The sequence below is a fragment of the Pseudomonas sp. NY15181 genome (assembly GCF_048068055.1).
Lineage (GTDB): Bacteria > Pseudomonadota > Gammaproteobacteria > Pseudomonadales > Pseudomonadaceae > Pseudomonas.
The window spans coordinates 23904-38981 of the sequence record NZ_JBLUPT010000014.1 but is presented as its reverse complement, the minus strand read 5'-3'; the positions used below and the strand labels follow the sequence as shown (position 1 = coordinate 38981).

At 67.5% G+C, this 15078-nt stretch carries 11 protein-coding genes and 1 pseudogene; 3 read left to right on the top strand and 9 right to left on the bottom strand.

Annotated elements, in window-relative coordinates; translation table 11 throughout:
• Positions 1-12 precede the first annotated feature (12 nt).
• The 4 genes from ACNFBT_RS24945 to ACNFBT_RS24930 form a co-directional block, all read right to left on the bottom strand.
• Positions 13-618 (bottom strand): TetR/AcrR family transcriptional regulator, encoded by a 606-nt coding sequence (locus tag ACNFBT_RS24945; RefSeq protein ID WP_416753388.1) that lies wholly within the window; start codon positions 616-618, stop codon positions 13-15.
• A gap of 3 nt (positions 619-621) precedes the next feature.
• Complete coding sequence (locus tag ACNFBT_RS24940) at positions 622-1044, bottom strand: nuclear transport factor 2 family protein (RefSeq protein WP_416753387.1); 423 nt, start codon at positions 1042-1044, stop codon at positions 622-624.
• 270 nt (positions 1045-1314) lie between these two features.
• Positions 1315-1473, bottom strand: coding sequence for a hypothetical protein (locus ACNFBT_RS24935; protein ID WP_275611552.1), 159 nt, complete (start codon positions 1471-1473; stop codon positions 1315-1317).
• Between the two features lie 435 nt (positions 1474-1908).
• Complete coding sequence (locus ACNFBT_RS24930) at positions 1909-3030, bottom strand: M14-type cytosolic carboxypeptidase (RefSeq protein WP_416753386.1); 1122 nt, start codon at positions 3028-3030, stop codon at positions 1909-1911.
• Positions 3031-3241: 211 nt separating this feature from the next.
• Here ACNFBT_RS24930 and lpdA point away from each other — a divergent pair, with 211 nt between their 5' ends.
• On the top strand, positions 3242-4642 hold the full coding sequence (lpdA, locus tag ACNFBT_RS24925) for a dihydrolipoyl dehydrogenase (RefSeq protein WP_416753385.1): 1401 nt from the start codon (positions 3242-3244) through the stop codon (positions 4640-4642).
• 244 nt (positions 4643-4886) lie between these two features.
• Positions 4887-5156, top strand: coding sequence for a hypothetical protein (locus tag ACNFBT_RS24920; protein WP_152222743.1), 270 nt, complete (start codon positions 4887-4889; stop codon positions 5154-5156).
• Positions 5157-5489: 333 nt separating this feature from the next.
• On the opposite strand, the gene ACNFBT_RS24915 is transcribed toward ACNFBT_RS24920, so the two are convergent.
• Both ACNFBT_RS24915 and ACNFBT_RS24910 read right to left on the bottom strand, forming a co-directional pair.
• Positions 5490-6407 carry a CobW family GTP-binding protein gene (locus tag ACNFBT_RS24915; RefSeq protein WP_416753384.1) on the bottom strand — a complete coding sequence of 306 codons (918 nt, stop codon included), beginning with the start codon at positions 6405-6407 and terminating at the stop codon, positions 5490-5492.
• Positions 6404-8152, bottom strand: a complete 1749-nt coding sequence (locus tag ACNFBT_RS24910) for an amidohydrolase (RefSeq protein WP_416753383.1) — start codon at positions 8150-8152, stop codon at positions 6404-6406. Before ACNFBT_RS24910 ends, ACNFBT_RS24915 begins: the two co-directional genes overlap by 4 nt.
• A gap of 123 nt (positions 8153-8275) precedes the next feature.
• Between ACNFBT_RS24910 and ACNFBT_RS24905 the strand changes: the two genes are divergently transcribed.
• Positions 8276-9322: an AraC family transcriptional regulator ligand-binding domain-containing protein gene (locus tag ACNFBT_RS24905; RefSeq protein WP_416753382.1), complete on the top strand. Its 1047-nt coding sequence runs from the start codon at positions 8276-8278 to the stop codon at positions 9320-9322.
• A gap of 50 nt (positions 9323-9372) precedes the next feature.
• On the opposite strand, the gene ACNFBT_RS24900 is transcribed toward ACNFBT_RS24905, so the two are convergent.
• The 3 genes and pseudogenes from ACNFBT_RS24900 to mgtA form a co-directional block, all read right to left on the bottom strand.
• Positions 9373-11619, bottom strand: coding sequence for a molybdopterin cofactor-binding domain-containing protein (locus tag ACNFBT_RS24900; RefSeq protein ID WP_416753381.1), 2247 nt, complete (start codon positions 11617-11619; stop codon positions 9373-9375).
• An 11-nt stretch (positions 11620-11630) separates the two neighbouring features.
• On the bottom strand, positions 11631-12089 hold the full coding sequence (locus tag ACNFBT_RS24895) for a (2Fe-2S)-binding protein (protein ID WP_416753380.1): 459 nt from the start codon (positions 12087-12089) through the stop codon (positions 11631-11633).
• A gap of 244 nt (positions 12090-12333) precedes the next feature.
• A pseudogene (mgtA, locus tag ACNFBT_RS24890) lies at positions 12334-15045 on the bottom strand (magnesium-translocating P-type ATPase); the annotation flags it as partial.
• Between the last annotated feature and the right edge of the window lie 33 nt (positions 15046-15078).

The window sequence follows — 15078 nt, the reverse complement described above, 5'->3', positions numbered from 1 at the left end:
AGAGCGGAAAGGTCAGCGCCGCCGTGCCGCCTCGACCAGAGCCTCCAGGGCCCAGCGGGTCACTTCGCGCGCGTCGGCGTCATCCAGTTGCAGCACGTCCTTGAACACCACCCGGGCCTCGATGCCGAAGAACAGTGCCAGCACCTTGCCCAGGCGCTCCAGGGCCTGTGGGTCGAACTGCTCGCGTACCGGCTCCAGCGCGGCCTCGATCAACGGGCTGCGGCGGTTCTGGCGTACCGGTGCGGCGCCCTCTTCCTCGCCGCTGTCCGCCAGCCGCAAACTGTTGGCGAGCAAGGCGCGCATCGCCCCTTCGTTCTGCTCGATCAGTTCGCTGAAGCTGCGCTCAAGGCACTGGATGCGGGCCTGCGGGTCATCCTCCGGCGCGCCGGCGAAGACCTCGCCGGCCTCGGGGACGCTGAGGTCCAGCGCGGCTTCCAGCAGCAGCGCTTCGACGCCGGGGAAGTAGCGATAGGCCGTGGCGCGGGAGACCATGGCTTCCTCGGCGATCTCTTCCAGGCTGGGGTTGCGCCCTTGCCGCAGCAGGCGGTTGGCCGCCTGCAGCAGGTCCTTGCGGGTGCGGCGCTTCTGGTTCGGGCGTTCGGCCTTGCGGCTTTCCATGCATCACTCCTGGGGTAGCTGGCGCTGGATGGCGCCCAGGTCGACCCATACGTTTTCGCGCTGGATCGCCCCTGATTCGGCGAACTCGACCACATGCAGCAGGCGGAACTGCAACGCCCGCCCCCGCCCCTCCAGGCCGAAGGGCCGGCCCGGCGCATGGCCGCTCCAGTACGATTCGTCGACCACGAAGTTCTCGCCGTAGAGCCGGCGCCGGGTCTCCACATGGCCTTCGGCGAGGTCAGCGAACAGGCCTTCGTAGAACGGCCGGGCCGCCTCGCGCCCGTGGGTGGGGCCGCCGGGGTGGCCGACGATGTCGTGCTCGACGTCACCGGCCAGGGTGGCCAGCACGCCGTCGACATTGTCGTCGGCTTCGAAGCGGAAGTGTTCGTCGATCTTGCGATCCATTTCTTCTCGCGGCAGCGCCATGGTCGGACCCTCCGGGGGTTGGGCGATGGAATGACGCTAATGAGATTTTCGTCTCACTGCAAAATAAATATCTCAATTCAATATTTTCGTCTCATAGATTTTCGCCAATGCACGGGCGCGACGACGCACCGCGCGGGGCGCTTCGGATGAGCGGGGGGATGGCCGGGAAATCGGATCACGGAGGCCGGTCCGGCGAGTAGCGCCGGATCGGCCCTGCCGTGTTTCCCGAGTGGCTTGCGCCAGTGAGGATGGGCCCTGGGGCCCTGTTGATCAGGCTACCGCGCCTGCGTAGGTGCGTGGCCTGTGTTCGCCCGAGCGGTTCTTGCGCACTTCACGGCGCTCTCTGAAGTCCAGTTCTTCCATGGCATCCATGCGTTCCTGCAGGTCTTCGATCTCCTGAGGGGTTAACAGCTTCCGTTGTCGATTCATACGCACCTCCTTCCGTGCGAATGCCTCAACCTTTGGACTAGCAGCTGGATGGGAAGATTCAACGAATTGGACGGTCGGACTGATCGAACGGTCAGTTCGGGGGGCTGTAGGAGCAACTGTCTTCTTCTGGGGAGTCCGTGCCAACGCATCCCCCTCACCCCAGCCCTGGCTGCGCGCCCCGCTCCTCAGGGAGAGGGGGCAGTCCGAGCCGACTGATGCGAAGGTTTCATCCTGCTCCGAACGGTACCCTCTCCTGCGTGCGGGAGAGGGTTAGGGTGAGGGCCGACCCGAGCGCAGATATATCTCGTAGGAGCGGGCTTGCTCGCGAATCGGGTATCTGGCGACTCTGTCGCTGGGCGGTTCGCGAGCAAGCTCGCTCCTACAAGAGCACAGGTGTAGCGGCGTACAACCGCGAACGGTTGTACGCCCTACCTGTCAGCGCAGGTCGTCCAGCAGACTGGCGACCGTGGTCAGCACGGCGCCGGCGAGGGCCTTGGAGCGCGCGCCGTTCCAGCCGGTGCGGGTGTTGGGCGACAGGTTGTGGTCCTTGAACGGCATTTCCAGGGTCAGCGACAGGCAATCGTAGGTGCGGCCGACGTGGTTGCAGGCCAGGGTCAGGTTGGCCTGGCCCGGCGCGTCCTTCGGGTAGCCGTGTACGCTCTGGAACTCGCCATTGGCCTCCAGGCGCTCACGGAACAGGCTTTCCAGGCGGTCCAGGCGCGGGGTGAATTCCGGGTTGCCTTCGCAGCCGGCGGCGAACACGTAGGGGATTTCCTCGTCGCCGTGGATGTCGAGGAACAGGTCGACGCCGTACTTGGCCATCTGCTCCTGCACGAACAGCACTTCCGGGCTTTCCTCGGCGCTGGGCGCGGCCCAGGCGCGGTTGAGGTCCTTGCCGGCGGCGTTGGTCCGCAGGTGGCCGTGGTAGGCGCCATCGGGGTTCATGTTCGGCACCAGGTAGAAGTCGGCGCGCTCCAGCAGGCGCTGGATGTCGGCGTCGCCGGATTGCAGGCGTTCGATCAGGCCTTCCATGAACCATTCGGCCATGTGCTCGCCGGGGTGCTGCTGGGCGATCAGCCAGATCTTGCGTGCGCCCGCGGCGCCCTTGCCGATGCGCAGCAGTGGCAGTTCGCGGCCTTCCAGGCTGTGGCCGGTGGCGAGCAACTCGGCGCCATTGGCCCGGGCACGCTTGACCAGCTCGGCGTGGCGCTCGCGGCTGTAGGGTTCGAAGTAGGCGAACCAGGCCTGGGGCTGCTCGGCGTCGAGGGTGAAGTGCAGGCCGTCGGCGTCATAGGTGCTGGGTACGCGGAACCAGTCGCGCTGGTCATGGGAGGCCACGGCGTTGTAGCCCGGCCAGCCGCCGGTGTAGCTGGAGCCGGGGGCGTTGGTCAGGCTGAACTGGTACTGCTGGCCGGGCTGCAAACCTTCGGCCTTGAAATGGAACCACTGGAAGTGCGGGCTCCGGGTATCCGGGCGCAGCGCCAGGCGCACGTGGCGCGGGTCGCTGTCGTCGAGGACCTGGATGTTGCCGCTGTCGAAATCGCAGTCGATTTTCATGAATTCTCCGTAGGCGCACGAACCGGAGGCGCCAAAGCCCTGCATTCTCGCCCTCCCCGCCGCGCCTGTCATGTCCGTGTGACTTGCGCCGCGCCATATATTATGTTCGTAATATAAATCGAGTAACGCTATTCCAGGGCCCTGCGTTGGTGATCCGTCGGGCACGGACTAACCTCGATTGACCCCTTTTCCCTACTGCGGAGAACACTGCATGAGCGCATACGATGTGATCGTCATTGGCGGCGGCCCCGGCGGCTACAACGCCGCGATTCGCGCCGGCCAGCTCGGCCTGAAGGTCGCCTGCGTGGAGGGTCGCGAGACCCTCGGCGGCACCTGCCTGAATGTCGGCTGCATGCCGTCCAAGGCCCTGCTTCACGCTTCGGAGCTTTACGAAGCGGCGGCCGGTGGCGAGTTCGCCAACCTCGGCATCCAGGTCAAGCCGAAGCTGGACCTGGTGCAGATGATGAAGCAGAAGGCCGAGAGCGTGACCGCGCTGACCAAGGGCGTGGAGTTCCTGTTCCGCAAGAACAAGGTGGACTGGGTGAAGGGTTGGGGCCGAATCGACGGGCCGGGCAAGGTGGAAGTGACCGCCGCCGACGGCAGCAAGACTTCGCTCAGCGCCAAGGACATCATCATCGCCACCGGCTCGGAGCCCTCCCCGCTGCCGGGCGTTGAAGTCGACAACCAGCGCATCCTCGACTCCACCGGCGCGCTGTCCATTCCCGAAGTGCCCAAGCACCTGGTGGTGATCGGCGCCGGGGTGATCGGCCTGGAGCTGGGCTCGGTGTGGCGCCGCCTGGGCGCCGAGGTGACGGTGATCGAGTACCTGGATCGCATCTGCCCGGGCATGGACCTGGAAACCGCCAAGACCTTCCAGCGCGCGCTGACCAAGCAGGGCATGAGCTTCAAGCTGGGCTCGAAGGTCACCCAGGCCAAGGTCAGCGGCCAGCAGGTGACCCTGAGCGTGGAGCCGGCCGCCGGCGGCGCGGCGGAGTCGATCCAGGCCGATTACGTCTTGCTCGCCATCGGCCGCCGCCCTTATACGCAGGGTCTGGGCCTGGAGAGCGTGGGTCTGACCACCGACAAGCGCGGCATGCTGGAGAACCAGCACCACCGCAGCAGCGTCCCGGGCATCTGGGTGATCGGCGACGTGACCTCCGGCCCGATGCTCGCGCACAAGGCCGAGGACGAGGCCATCGCCTGCGTCGAGCTGATCGCCGGCAAGGCCGGGGAAGTGAACTACGACGTGATCCCCAGTGTGATCTACACCCACCCGGAAGTGGCCACCGTGGGCAGGACCGAGGAGCAGCTCAAGGCCGAGGGCCGCGCCTACAAGGTGGGCAAGTTCCCCTTCACCGCCAACAGCCGGGCGAAGATCAACCACGAGACCGAAGGCTTCGTGAAGGTGCTGGCGGACGAGCGCAGCGACGAGATCCTCGGCGTGCACATGATCGGCCCGAACGTCGGCGACATGATCGCGGAATACTGCGTGGCCATGGAGTTCCGCGGTGCCGCCGAGGACATCGCGCGCACCTGCCACCCGCACCCGACCCGTTCCGAAGCGCTGCGCCAGGCGGCGATGAACGTGGACGGCTGGGCCATGCAGGCCTGACCGTTCGTCAGCGACGACGAGCGGTACGTGCGGCGCGGTGGCGCACCCCGGGTATCGCTGCAGGCCACGGCTGACGGGGCCTGCAGCGATCCATTCGGATTAATTTGCGACCAGTTTGTGTACAAACGCGACATGAGCTGTGACTTTCTTCGGTTCTGAAACCATCAATTGCGTGAACGAACACGATGGCGGATGGACTGCCGTCGCCATCTTCGCAATGGATTACCCGCAGAGAGATCACACCATGAATGCGACCCTTCGTTTCAACGAGGCTCTGCTGATCACCGGACGAGCCTTCCAACCCTTCCAGTGCGTGACCTGGGTTTCTCAGGGGGGCGACGGCAGCCTCGATCTGTCCGTCATCGACCGGACCGGCACCCGCCTGCTGGGGCTCACCCGCATCCCCAGCTCCGCCTATTCCGACCCGGAACAGCTCGAAGGCCTGCTGGTACAGGCCCGCGATGAGCTGAACCGCGAAGGCTACCGCCTGCAGGAGTGGCACATGCCTGCCTGACCCCAGGTGCAGCCCGAAAAAAAGCCCGGCGAAAGCCGGGCTTTTTCATTTCCGCGCAGATTTTGCAGGAACGAGGGGACACCGGGTTCTTGCTCGCGAACGTTCTCCTGATGGTTCTGGAGCTGGGCGCTTCGCGGACAAGGTCCGCTCCTACGAGGTATATCTGCGCTCGGGTTGGCCCTCACCCTAACCCTCTCCCAGGGGGAGAGGGAACCGTTCGACACAGGATGAAACCTTGGCGTCAGTCGGCTCGAACTGCTCCCTCTCCCTGAGGGAGAGGGCTGGGGTGAGGGGGATGTATCGGCACGGCCTCCCAGAAGGAGACAGTTGCTCCTACAAAAAGCAATTTCGCAGTCCGGTCTCAAGATCAGCGCGCAGCTGTCCGCCCTTCTCCGCGATGAACACCAACCGCGAACCCTGCGCAGCCTCTGCAGCGGTCGCCGGGCGGAACTGGTAGCGCCCGCCCACGTATTGCAGCCACAGCGCCCCGTCCTGCCCGGCCAGCCGCACCAGCCCCTTGAGCCGCAGCAGCCCTCGCGGCAGCGTCTCCAGCCAGTGCTTCAACCGCGCGCCATCGAAGGTCGCGTCGCCCTGCCAATTCCAGCTCTCGAACAGGTCGCCGTGATCGACGCCCTCCTGCCCGTGCGGGCGCAGCTTGCGCGACGGTTCGCCAAGCAGCAGCTCATCGGGTATCTGGGCCTGGATGGTCTCCAGCACCCGCGCGCCACGGCCGAAGCGCTCGCGTTGCGCCGCCAGCGTTTCGGCGTCCAGCAGGTCGCATTTGTTCAGCAGCAGCAGGTCGGCAGCCGCCGCCTGCATGCGTTCCAGCCGGGCGTATTCGCCTTCCAGCGGTTCGCGGCGCGCCGCGTCGACCACCGTCAGCACCGCGTCCAGGTGCAGGCGCTTGCGCAGTTTCGGATAACCCAGGGTCTGCACGATGCGCTGCGGGTCGGACACGCCGCTGCATTCGATCACCACCTGTTCCAGCGGAGGATTCATGTTCGCCAGGCGCTCGAGCTGCGCCAGCAGGTCGTCCTGCACGCTGCAGCAGATGCAGCCGTTCTCCAGGCTGTACACCGCCTCGGTCTGCTCGGCGATCATCCCGGCGTCGATGTTCAGCTCGCCGAAATCGTTGACGATCACCGCCAGCCGCCGGCCCTCGCAGCGCTCCAGCAGGTTGCGCAGCAGCGTGGTCTTGCCGGCGCCGAGGAAGCCGGCGACCACCGTTACCGGAATGCTTGCGGCGTTCATGCGTTCACGCCTTCGATGCGCGGCGGCTCACCCTTCCACACGGCTTCCAGCGGGGTGTCGCTGAACTGGCCGAGGCGGTCGTACACCGGGCGCCCCTCGACGAAGGTCAGTTGCACCTCGGTGCGGTGGATGTAGTTGCGCGCGGGCTGGGCGAACAGGTCGCGGTCGAGCACGATGAAGTCCGCCGACTTGCCCGCCTCCAGGCTGCCGGTCAGGTGTTCCAGGCCCATGGCATAGGCGCCGTTGAGGGTCGCCACGCGGATCGCCTGCTCCAGGCTGATCGGCTCGCCGAAGCAGGCCGGGTCGTCGTTCCAGGGGTTCTGCCGGGTGACCAGGGTTTCCAGTGCCAGCCAGGGGTCGATGGACGCCACCGGCCAGTCGGTGCCGAACACCGCGATGCCGCCGGCGGCCAGCACGCCCTTGAAGTCGTAGATGCGCTTGAGGCGGTCCGGGCCATAACCGGAGCGCGCGCCGCTGGCGAAGGGCGTCGGGTACCAGGCCGCCGGGGAGAACTCGGCGATCACGTCCAGCTCGCGGAAGCGCTTGAGGTTGCCCGGATGCAGGATGGTGCTGTGCGCGCACTGGTGGCGCACGCCGCTGAAGCCGTTGCGCCGGCGCGCCTCGGCCACCGCGTCGAGGAACACGTCGGACGCCGCATCGCCGGTGCAGTGGGCGATGACGCGGATGCCACGGCGGTCCATGTCCACCACCATGTCGGTGATGTGCTCGGGGGTCAGGTTGAGCTTGCCGCGCCAGGCGTTCTCGCCCGGCCAGGGGGTAATCAGGAAAGAGGAACGCGGCTCGACGGTGCCGTCGAAGTGGAATTTCACCGCGTTCGCCGACAGCCGCGCGCTGCGGTAGTAGTGGCGCTCGCCACTGAGCAGTTCCCAGCGCCGGCGCACCGGGAAGATGTCGTCCTGCCAGCTGATGGCCGCTTCCACACGCAGGGTGAGCTGGCCTGCGTCGTCCAGGTGCTTGAGAGCATCCAGGCGGTTCTCGCAGACGTGCACGTACTTGGCGGCGGTGACGCCACGGGAGCTCTGGAAATGCACGCCGTCGCGGTAGGACTGGCGCAGCACCTTGGCCGGGGTCGGCGGCATGGCGGCGTGGATCAGCGCGTAGGCGCCGTCGATCATCAGGCCCTTGGGCTCGCCGGTGAGTTCGTCGCGCTCCAGGTAGCCGTTGCGCGGGTCGGGCGTGTCGGCGTCGATGCCGGCCAGCTCCAGCGCACGGGAGTTGACCATCATGGTGCCCCACATGCGGTCGAGCAGCGCCACAGGGCGGTCCGGCATGATGCTGTCGAGCCACTCGCGGCCCGGCGTAAGCCCGGCCTCGCGGAAGGTGTAGCGGACCCAGTACTGGCCGTAGATCCAGCCGTCGCCGGGGTGGCTGGCGGCGTAGTCGCGGATGGCCTTGGCCAGTTGCTCCGGGGTCGGGTCCTCGATGCCGACGTCGAGGTCGTCGGCATAGCGCGGCGCCAGGGCGAGATCCGGGTGGGTGTGCATGTCGTGCAGGCCGGGCATGCAGAAGGCGCCGTCCAGATCGCGCACCAGGGTGTCGGGGCCGACCAGGTGTTCCATCTCCTCGCGGCGCCCCACCGCCAGAAGTCGGCCGTCGCGGATGGCCACCGCCTCGGCCCAGGGCTGGGCCGGGTCGAGGGTGTAGAAGCGACCGTTGTGCAGCAGCAGTTCGGCGAAGCGGTCAGTGGGGGAATTGGAGGAGCGGAAGCGGTCCGGAGCGGTCATGGGAAGCCCTTGTTGTTCTTGTCCGTGGGCGCAGTATAGGGCTCGGCTTTCACCACTCGACTAGCATAAGATGACAACTCACTAGCACAAGATGACAATCTCCTGACCACCCGGAATGCCGTCATGCCCACCGCGTCCTTCGACATCGATTACGCCGCCCGCCAGCTGTTCCGCCACTTCCTCGAAGAATGGCAGGCGCGCCCCGCCCTGCCGGCGCTGGCGCCGCTGCTCGGAGGCCTGGGGCTGCCGACAGGCGGCGAAGCGGCCGCCGCCGAGATGAACTTCGCCCGCTATTACCGCCTGCTGCAGCAGGCCGCCGGGCTGCTGGGCAGCAGCGATTTTTTCCTGCGCCTGGGCCAGCGCTACAACCTCTACGACCTGGGGGTAATCGGCTATGCACTGATCAGCGCGGCCAACCTGCGGCGCTCCTGGGACATCTCCCTCGGCCAGCCCTCGAGCCTGATGCCGCACCCGATCCACATCCTGCGCGACGAGGACGCCAGCCACCTCCGCCTGACCCTGCAACTGCCGCCGTTCAGCGAGGTGGAGCGCAACGCGCTGTGCGAAGAATGGCTGAGCAGCACCTGGCGCTGGCTATGCCAACGGCTGCCGGAGCTGGAAGGCTGCGCCGGCATGCAGGTCCACCTGCCCTACCCGCCGCCGGCCCATGCGATGGTCTACCAGGAACTGTTCCCCGGGCAGTGCCGGTTCAACGCCGCGCAGGCGGAGCTGTGGATTCCCCGGGAATTCCACGACCGCCCCTTCTCCACCGCCAACCCGACGGTGACGCGCCTGTGCCAGGCCCAGGGCGCGGCGACCCTGGCCAGCTTCGAGCGCGGCCAGGCACTGCCCGACGACGTGCGTTTCTATCTGCTGCAGAACGCCCGCATCCCCCTGCCCGACCTGGAGCAGACCGCCGCCTGGCTGCGCATGCCGCCCTACACGCTGCAACGGCGGCTGCGCGCGGACGGGCTGACCTTCAAGGGCATCGTGCTGGAGGTGCGCATGGCGCTGGCCCAGCGCTACCTGCTGGCGAGCCGCATGGCCTTGCAGGAGATCGCCTTCCTGCTCGGCTACGAGCACGTGACCAGCTTCCACCGGGCGTTCCAGCGCTACACCGGGACGACGCCGGAACGGTTTCGCGCCGAGGGCGGGAAGCGCGAGGCGTAGGCTGCCGAGCCGCCCCTCTCCGTATCACAGGAGAGGGGCGATCCGGCGCCTCAAGCCTGCAACTGATTGCCGATCGGCAAGGTGCGGATGCGCTTGCCGGTGGCGGCGAACAGCGCGTTGGCCAGCGCCGGCGCCAATGGCGGCACGCCGGGCTCGCCAACCCCGGTCGGCGGTACCGCGGACGGCACGATATGCACGTCCACCACGGGCATCTCGTTGATGCGCAGGACCTGGAAGTCGTGGAAGTTGGACTGGTCCACCTTCCCGTCCGTCAGGGTGATGGCGCTGTGCAGCGCCGCCGACAGGCCGAAGCCAATGCCGCCTTCCATCTGCGCCTTGATCACGTCCGGGTTGATCGCCAGGCCGCAGTCCACCGCGCAGACCACGCGGTCCACCTTGAAGCTGTGGTCCGCCTTGACTGTCACCTCCACCACCTGAGCCACGAAGCTGCCGAACGACTCGTGCACGGCGATGCCCCGGCCGCGCTGCTCGCCTTCGGCGCCCTTCGCCAGCGGCGCCTGCCAGTTGGCCCGTTGCGCCGCCAGCTCCAGCACGCCGCGATGGCGGGGATGATCCTTGAGCAAGGCGTGGCGGAACTCGTACGGGTCCTTGCCGGCGGCGATGGCCGCCTCGTCGATCAGCGTCTCGGTGGAGAACGCCGTGTGGGTATGCCCCACCGAGCGCCACCACTGGGTCGGCACCGTGACGTTGTCGGCCAGGGACTGCTCGATGCGCAGGTTGGGCACGGCGTACGGCAGGTCTTCCGCGCCCTCCACGACGACCTTGTCGATGCCGTCCTTCACCAATACCTTCTCGAACGGCGTGCCGATGAGGAATGACTGGCCCACCAGACGCTGCTCCCAGCCCACCAGGTTGCCCGATCCGTCCACGGCCAGCCGCGCACGGTGCAGGAACGCCGGGCGGTAGTAGCCGCCACGGGTATCGTCCTCGCGGGTCCAGACCATCTTCACCGGTGCCTTGATGCCCTGCTCATGGGCCGCCTTGGCGATCGCCGCGGCCTCCAGCACATAGTCCGACTGCGGATTGGCACGGCGGCCGAAACTGCCACCGGCATACAACTGGGTGATCGTTACCTGTTCCGGCGCGACGCCCAGCAATTGCGCCACCGCTGCCTGGTCGGCGGTCTGCCACTGCTCGCCGTTCCAGATCTGGCAGCCACCGCCGTCCTTGAGCTGGACCACGCAGTTCAGCGGCTCCATCGCCGCGTGGGCCAGGAACGGGAACTCATACTCCGCCTCGATGATCTTGGCCGGCTGCTTCAGGGCCTTGTCGACATCGCCCACATTGCGCGCCACCAATCCGGGCTTGCCGGCCATCTCGCGGTACTGGGCGAAGATTTCCTTGCTGCCCATCTTGAAGGCCTTGCTCTCGTCCCACTCGACCTGCAGGGCATCACGGCCCTGGCGGGCGGCCCAGGTGTTCTTCGCCAGCACGGCCACACCGGCGAAGCGCGTCGGACTGCCGGGGAACTCGACCACCGCGACCACGCCCGGCACCGCCTTGGCCTTGGTCGAGTCGACCTTGGCCGGCACCCCGCCGAAACGCGGCGGATGGGCGACGACGGCCACCAGCATGTCCGGCAGGTGGATGTCCTGGGTGAACACCGCCGAGCCATCGGTCTTGCCGCTGCTGTCGATGCGCGGCAGCTTCGCCTGGCCAATCAGCTTGAAGTCCTTCGGGTCCTTCAGCTTCACCTCGGTGGGCACCGGCTGTTTGGCCGCCGCTTCGGCCAGCTCGCCGAAGCCGGCCTTGTGTCCCGAAGCGGCGTGGGTCACCACGCCGTCGTGCACTTCGATCTGCGCGGCGGGCACCTTCCACTGTTCGGCGGCGGCGGCCACCAGCATGGCGCGGGCGCTGGCTCCGGCCTTGCGCATCTGTTCGAAGGAGTTGGCGGTAGCGGTACTGCCGCCAGTGCCCTGCAGATTGCCGAAGGCCAGGTTGGCGTAGCGCCTGGCGTCGGCCGGCGCGCCCTCCACGCGGACATGGGCCCAGTCGGCATCCAGTTCCTCGGCCACCAGGGTGGCGAGTCCCGTGTAGCTGCCCTGCCCCATCTCCACGTGCTTGGCGATCACCGTTACCGTGCCGTCGGGGGCAATGCGCACGAAGGCGTTGGGTTCGAAATCACCGGCCGCCTGCGCGTCGCCGATGTGCGCGAGCAACGGCGCGAAATAGATGCCCAGGGCCAGGCCACCGGCGCCCCGGAGGAAATGCCGGCGGCTGAGATTGAAGATGCCGCGCTGCTGCGCCTCTTCCTGATCGATGCGGGTATCACGCATGTCGGAGCTCCTCAGGCCAGGGTCTTGGCGGCGTCGTGGATGGCCGCGCGAATCCGCGCGTAGGTGGCGCAGCGGCAGATGTTGCCGCTCATGGCCGTGTCGATGTCGGCGTCGCTGGGCGCCTTGTTGGAGGCCAGCAGCGCGGTGGCGGACATGATCTGCCCGGACTGGCAGTAACCGCACTGCACCACGTCCAGCCGCCGCCAGGCATCCTGGACGGCCTTGCCGGCGGGCTGCTCGCTCACCGCCTCGATGGTCGTGACCTTCTTCCCCGCCACCGCCGACAGCGGCGTGACGCAGGAGCGCGTCGGCTGGCCGTCGATATGCACCGTGCAGGCGCCGCACAGCGCCATGCCGCAGCCGTACTTGGTGCCGGTCAGCCCGGCGACGTCGCGCAGGGCCCAGAGCAGCGGCATCTCGCCGGGCGCGTCGAAATCATGGTCCTTGCCGTTCAGGTTCACGGTAATCATCTGCGAGGTCACCTCTTCCGCGGGTGATGGAGTGGCCGGAGCCGGCAGCTTCCGGCACGGATCGATTGAGCCTAGGCGCAACGCCCGGCACGCGCCGCGACGATACGCGAAGAAGGCGCCGAGCGGTTTGCCTGGTCCTGCGCAGACTTGCCTGAAACTGCCGGCGCTCGAATCAGATCGCGCCGGAATCCACGCGTTCCCCCAGCGCCATCGGTGCCCGCGGCTGCGGCCGCTCGCTGCGGTCCCAGCCGTAGCGCCGGGCAAACCAGCCCTTCACGGCCTGGGTCAGGACCATGTACCCCGCGAGGATGCCCGCCAGCCATGGCCAGTACGCCAGCGGCAGCGCCTGCATGTGGAACGAATGGGCCACCGGCCCCATGGGCAGGAAGATCGCCACGGCAACGATGGCCAGGGTCATGCCCAGCAGCGGCCAGGCCGCGCGGCTCTGCAGGAAGGGAATGCGCCGGGTGCGGATCATGTGCACCACCAGCAGCTGCGAGATCAGCCCCTCGACGAACCAGCCGGACTGGAACAGCGCCTGGTGCTGGGGCGCATTGGCGCCCAGGGCGTACCACAGGACCAGGAAGGTGGCGATGTCGAACAGCGAACTGATCGGACCGAAGAACACCATGAAACGCCCCAGCCCGCCGGGGTTCCACTGCTGCGGGCGGCGCAGCTGCTCGTCATCGACGTGGTCGAAGGGAATGGCGGTCTGCGACAGGTCGTACAGGAGGTTCTGCACCAGCAGTTGCAGCGGCAGCATCGGCAGGAAGGGAATGAAGGCGCTGGCCACCAGCACGCTGAACACGTTGCCGAAATTGGAGCTGGCGGTCATGCGGATGTACTTGAGCATGTTGGCGAAGGTGCGGCGGCCTTCGATCACCCCTTCTTCCAGCACCAACAGGCTCTTTTCCAGCAGGATAAGGTCGGCGGCTTCCTTGGCGATGTCCACCGCCGAGTCCACCGAGATGCCGATATCCGCGGTGCGCAGCGCCGGGGCGTCGTTGATGCCATCGCCGAGGAAGCCCACCACGTGCCCGCGCTCGCGCAGCACGCGGACCAGCCGCTCCTTGTGGCCGGGGGTGAGCTTGGCGAACAGCGTGGTGTGCTCGGCCCGCTCGCCCAGCGTCGCGTCATCCAGGCTGTCCAGCTGCGGGCCAAGGAGCACGCCCTGCACCGGCAGCCCCACATCGCGACAGACCTTCAGGGTGACCCGCTCGTTGTCGCCGGTCAGCACCTTCACCGCCACGCCGTTTTCCGCCAGCGCGCGCAGCGCCGGCGCGGTGGTTTCCTTCGGCGGATCGAGGAAGGCGATGTAGCCGGCCAGGCACAGCCCCGTCTCGTCGGCCACGCCATAGCCTTCGCGCTCCGGCGGCAGCTCGCGGGTCGCCACCGCGACCACCCGCAGGCCTTCCTGGTTGAGGGCCTCGGCCACCGCGCGGATGCTCGCCAGGCGCTCGCCGTCCAGCGGCACCACGGCGTCGCCGGCCTCCACCGAGACGCAGACGTCCAGCACCTCCTCCAGCGCGCCCTTGCAGATCAGCAGGTGGTAGTCGTCAGGCTCGCTGACCACCACCGACATGCGCCGGCGGGCGAAGTCGAAGGGAATCTCGTCGACCTTGCGGTAGCGGCTGTCCACCCGCAACGCCTGGCGCAACTCGACATGCTCCAGCACGGCCACGTCCAGCAGGTTCTTCAGCCCGGTCTGGTAGTGGCTGTTGAGGAAGGCCAGTTGCAGCACGCGGTCCTGGACCTGGCCGAAGGCATCGGTGTGGCGCTCCAGCACGATGCGGTCCTGGGTCAGGGTGCCGGTCTTGTCGGTGCAGAGGATGTCCATCGCGCCGAAGTTCTGGATGGCGTCCAGGCGCTTGACGATGACCTTGCGCCGGCTCAGTGCCACCGCGCCCTTGGCCAGGGTCGAGGTGACGATCATCGGGAGCATTTCCGGGGTCAGCCCGACCGCGATGGACAGCGCGAACAGCGCCGCTTCCAGCCAGTCACCCTTGGTGAAACCGTTGATCAGCAGCACCAGCGGCGCCATCACCAGCATGAAGCGGATCAGCAACCAGCTGACCTTGTTCACCCCGGCCTGGAAGGCGGTGGGCGCCGGGTCCGCCGCGATCACCCGTTCGGCCAGCGAACCGAAATAGGTCCGCGCCCCGGTGCCGACCACCACGGCCTGCGCCGAACCGCTGATCACGTTGGTGCCCATGAAGCAAAGGTTGTCGCGCTCCAGCGGGTTGCCCTGGCGGGCATCGCGCAGCTGGGCGAACTTCTCTACCGGCAGCGATTCGCCGGTCAGCGCGGCCTGGCCGACGAACAGGCCCTTGGCGCTGAGCAGCCGCACATCCGCCGGCACCATGTCGCCGGCCGACAGCCACAGCACGTCGCCGGGCACCAGCTGGCGGATCGGCACCTCAAGCCTGCGCAGCGGACCTTCGCCATCCGGGCTGCGGAACACCGTGGCGGTATTGCTGACCATCGCCTTGAGCCGCTCGGCGGCGCGGTTCGAGCGCTTCTCCTGGACGAAGCGCATCAGCGTGGAAATCAGCACCATGCTGCCGATCACCACGGCGGCCTCGGCGTCCTCGGTCACCCAGGAGATCGCCGCCAGCAGGCTCAGCAACAGGTTGAAGGGATTGCAGTAGCAGTACCAGAGGTGCAACCAGGCACCGATCGGGCGGTCCTGTTCCACCTCGTTCGGCCCCAGGCGTACGAGCCGCTCTTGCGCCTCCGACTCGCTGAGTCCTTCGCGGCGGCTGTCCAGGCGATCAAGCGCCGCCTGGGGCTCCAGCACCGACCACTCCAGCAAGGCGCCGGCCAGCGGCGCGGGCGCCTGCCGTCCCGCCGCGGCGCCACGCAGCAGGTCGCGCGCAGCCAGACGGCGCAACTGGCGGGCGGGAAAGCCCTTGTTGATGAATTCGAGCAGGTGGGTCCTGAGGTGATCCAGGCGCATGGTGACTCCCTGTTACCGCCGGGCAATCGGCGG

Bases quoted from the DNA above. Each gene is read 5' to 3' on its own strand.
- ACNFBT_RS24945 (WP_416753388.1), bottom strand. From the start codon at position 618: ATGGAAAGCCGCAAGGCCGAACGCCCGAACCAGAAGCGCCGCACCCGC.
- ACNFBT_RS24940 (WP_416753387.1), bottom strand. From the start codon at position 1,044: ATGGCGCTGCCGCGAGAAGAAATGGATCGCAAGATCGACGAACACTTC.
- ACNFBT_RS24935 (WP_275611552.1), bottom strand. From the start codon at position 1,473: ATGAATCGACAACGGAAGCTGTTAACCCCTCAGGAGATCGAAGACCTG.
- ACNFBT_RS24930 (WP_416753386.1), bottom strand. From the start codon at position 3,030: ATGAAAATCGACTGCGATTTCGACAGCGGCAACATCCAGGTCCTCGAC.
- lpdA (WP_416753385.1), top strand. From the start codon at position 3,242: ATGAGCGCATACGATGTGATCGTCATTGGCGGCGGCCCCGGCGGCTAC.
- ACNFBT_RS24920 (WP_152222743.1), top strand. From the start codon at position 4,887: ATGAATGCGACCCTTCGTTTCAACGAGGCTCTGCTGATCACCGGACGA.
- ACNFBT_RS24915 (WP_416753384.1), bottom strand. From the start codon at position 6,407: ATGAACGCCGCAAGCATTCCGGTAACGGTGGTCGCCGGCTTCCTCGGC.
- ACNFBT_RS24910 (WP_416753383.1), bottom strand. From the start codon at position 8,152: ATGACCGCTCCGGACCGCTTCCGCTCCTCCAATTCCCCCACTGACCGC.
- ACNFBT_RS24905 (WP_416753382.1), top strand. From the start codon at position 8,276: ATGCCCACCGCGTCCTTCGACATCGATTACGCCGCCCGCCAGCTGTTC.
- ACNFBT_RS24900 (WP_416753381.1), bottom strand. From the start codon at position 11,619: ATGCGTGATACCCGCATCGATCAGGAAGAGGCGCAGCAGCGCGGCATC.
- ACNFBT_RS24895 (WP_416753380.1), bottom strand. From the start codon at position 12,089: ATGATTACCGTGAACCTGAACGGCAAGGACCATGATTTCGACGCGCCC.